This window comes from Flavobacterium aurantiibacter (genome assembly GCF_002251775.1).
Taxonomy (GTDB): Bacteria; Bacteroidota; Bacteroidia; order Flavobacteriales; family Flavobacteriaceae; genus Flavobacterium; species Flavobacterium aurantiibacter.
In genome coordinates, this window is sequence record NZ_NOXX01000036.1 from 1 (window position 1) to 2,631 (window position 2,631).

Sequence of the window (2,631 nt, forward strand, 5' to 3'; positions counted from 1 at the left end):
AGCGGCAGGTCGGGCTGTTCACTGCAATACGCGCGTTTTGGCGCTTTTTCAGCCTACGTTTTTGGTTGGGCTTCCGCTGGTCGCCAGCCAAATTCGGGCTTCAATCGCGCCAAAAAGCTTGTATTTTCGTTGCCATCCCTTGTGCGGCAGTAGTTATCTAAAGAGTTTGTTTTTCTTTTAACCTAATGCAACCACTAGAAATATGATACTTGAGTAGGCCCAAAGTACTGAAAATACAACATGCACTGCGGTTTCAAAGGTTTTTCCTTTCCATAATGCCGACGAATAGACGAAAAATTGTATGAAGAGGCGACATGTCCAAAACACACCTAAGCCTAAGCAAATGATATGACCCAATTTGGTATTTATTAATTCTTTACTAGCAACAACACAGAGTAATCCTATCAAAAACACAACCAAAGCTATGAAGAAGGTGTGTACAATCATCATCTGTCTATTTATTAAACTGAGTGGTTTCAAATCTTCTTTCCAATTGAAGTACTTTGGGAAAATGATATGTACCCATGCTAAAGCGATAAATAAAAGCCCGATAATTTTAAGATGTACTTCCATTTTTGATTAGTTTGAAGGTTGTAATAAAGGGTGTTGTTTTTATTTCCTTTTCTATTTTTAGGTCAGCCTTTATAAATGTTTTTTTCCAAGTTGATTTGGAGTGAAAGTGAAAAAATCCGACGGTATACGCTAAAAAGTTAAAGCGGTCTCTGAGGTGTTCAGTTACAACAATACAACCGTTGGGTTTTGTAATTCTGTGTAATTCCTGGAAAAAGCACTCACGTTCTTCGTGATTCCTAATCTCATGAGCTGAGAAGATAGCGTATACAATATCGAAAGTATGTGTATTAAAAGGCAGCTTTTCAGTGCTAACTTTCAACGTGTTTTCTATTGGAGGATAAGCTATTCGAGCTCTTCTTAAAGATATTTCAGTATGTTTTATCGGATTGTAAAAATCGCAAATTGTTAAGTTAATATGTTGATACTTTTGTTTAAGAAGTGTGCTGGTTTCGTCAAATCCGGCATTAATGTTAAGGGCTGTTTTAAAGTTGGCAGGAGGTAACCAGTCAAAATTATAGAGTTTTGAAAAATCGTAAATGTAACACGATACAGCTAGTGAAATTACCACTGTCGATACTGTGATATATGATATAATAGTAACTAAATCTCGAAACGGTTCGGGTATCTCCTTGCTACATATAGCTAGTATTGTTAGGCAGATTCCAGCAATTAGATAGAAATGCCAGTTAAATCGAATGATATTTAGAACTCCTTGAAAAGGTTTTCGTCTTAATTCCATATTTCGAGCTTTCCTTTTTTCCAATAGTATGGAACATTTTTTATCTCAAATGCATTTGCTAGAACAGCATTTTCGAGTTGTAAATTGTCAATGAAATCAAATGAGCTTCGCTTAATTTTTATTGGTTCTGGCTTCCAATTTTGTCGAACGCCTTCAATGATTAAAACCGTTCGATTTTCTTTATTAACAGTAAACGTGTAGGGTAGTGGTCCTGCAAATCTTCTTGCGGTTTTCCAGTCGTTAAATGGCGATTCAGCGGGTATGCAAACAGGTTCATCGTTCGACTCAATCTGTAATTCGAAATTTGATTTTTTTGAATGTATCGTTTTTAAGCTCTCGTGTGTAGTAATAGAAATATCCGTTGTGCTGTAATTATAATGTGTAAAAATATTTCCGAAAAGTTCCATCTTCTTTTTATTGGTTTCTGACTTTAGAATATATAAGCCTCTTAAACGCTTTCCTGTATTTGCTTTGTATCTAACAAAAATTCGAAAACCTATTAAAAAGAAATCATTTCCCATAAATGTTGGGAATCCCTTTGGGCGCAGGTTTTTTGTTTGAACCATTGCGACTGCAAGAAATGCCCACTTGTCCTGGAACGTGTCGAGCGTGAGGCAAGAGGGAATATATTTTTCTAACTGTGCTTTTGGAACAGCAAAAGTTAGGACAATGGAGCTTTCAAAGAAAGCTTCCACGGCAAATGGGTGATTTTTAAGCGACTTCATTATGGAGTTGTTAGTTTGAGCTTCTTATGCCAAATAAATTCGGTATAATAAACAAGGACAATAAAAACAGCAGCAAATAATGCGTTAAGTCTCCCCCAGAGCAGTAATTCTGGAACAAATAAAAACTCCAAGATATTCATTGTCGCCACACTAATAATTTGCGCTACGGCGTTGAGTTTGCTTCTGTAACTACTGATGATCCAAATAAACATGATTATCTCTAGAACGCCAATAAAAGTCGTAAGTGCGCTCGCAGTTACGTAGTCTAATTGCAGAATTTCTTGAACAATTTGGGAGTGTCGTGGTACCAGCTGAAGTACTTTACAAAAAAGTCCGTTTATAAGCCAAACGCTTGCGATAATAATAGTTGTTAATCGATATGTGTAGGGAACGCTCACGCTTATTAATTTTCGTGTATGTGGCGGTGGTACCTAACTTCAGAAGATGAGTTACTATCGCTGCTTTAAAGGTACAAAATCAACTTTTGAAATAAGAATCTTAAGACAGTTAATACACTGAGTTTATGAAAAATTTTCCTCGAGCACTTCTGCCGCGGCCGCGAGTGCAACGAATAGCCCACAGCCAAAAACGCCG

Annotated in this window: 4 protein-coding genes; all 4 read right to left on the minus strand. The window is 36.9% G+C overall.

The window, feature by feature from the left end; all coding sequences use genetic code 11:
* Window positions 1–177: 177 nt before the first annotated feature.
* Genes CHX27_RS00330 through CHX27_RS00345 form a run of 4 tightly spaced genes read right to left on the minus strand, consistent with a single transcriptional unit; the run spans window position 178 to window position 2,435 of the window.
* A complete protein-coding gene (locus CHX27_RS00330; RefSeq protein WP_094484803.1) occupies window positions 178–573 on the minus strand; it encodes a hypothetical protein in 396 nt (131 codons plus the stop codon).
* Window positions 557–1,312: a methyltransferase domain-containing protein gene (locus CHX27_RS00335; protein WP_094484806.1), complete on the minus strand. Its 756-nt coding sequence runs from the start codon at window positions 1,310–1,312 to the stop codon at window positions 557–559. Before CHX27_RS00335 ends, CHX27_RS00330 begins: the two co-directional genes overlap by 17 nt.
* Window positions 1,303–2,037 (minus strand): DUF2071 domain-containing protein, encoded by a 735-nt coding sequence (locus CHX27_RS00340; RefSeq protein ID WP_094484804.1) that lies wholly within the window; start codon window positions 2,035–2,037, stop codon window positions 1,303–1,305. Before CHX27_RS00340 ends, CHX27_RS00335 begins: the two co-directional genes overlap by 10 nt.
* Window positions 2,037–2,435, minus strand: coding sequence for a DoxX-like family protein (locus tag CHX27_RS00345; protein WP_207758905.1), 399 nt, complete (start codon window positions 2,433–2,435; stop codon window positions 2,037–2,039). Before CHX27_RS00345 ends, CHX27_RS00340 begins: the two co-directional genes overlap by 1 nt.
* Window positions 2,436–2,631: the final 196 nt, after the last annotated feature.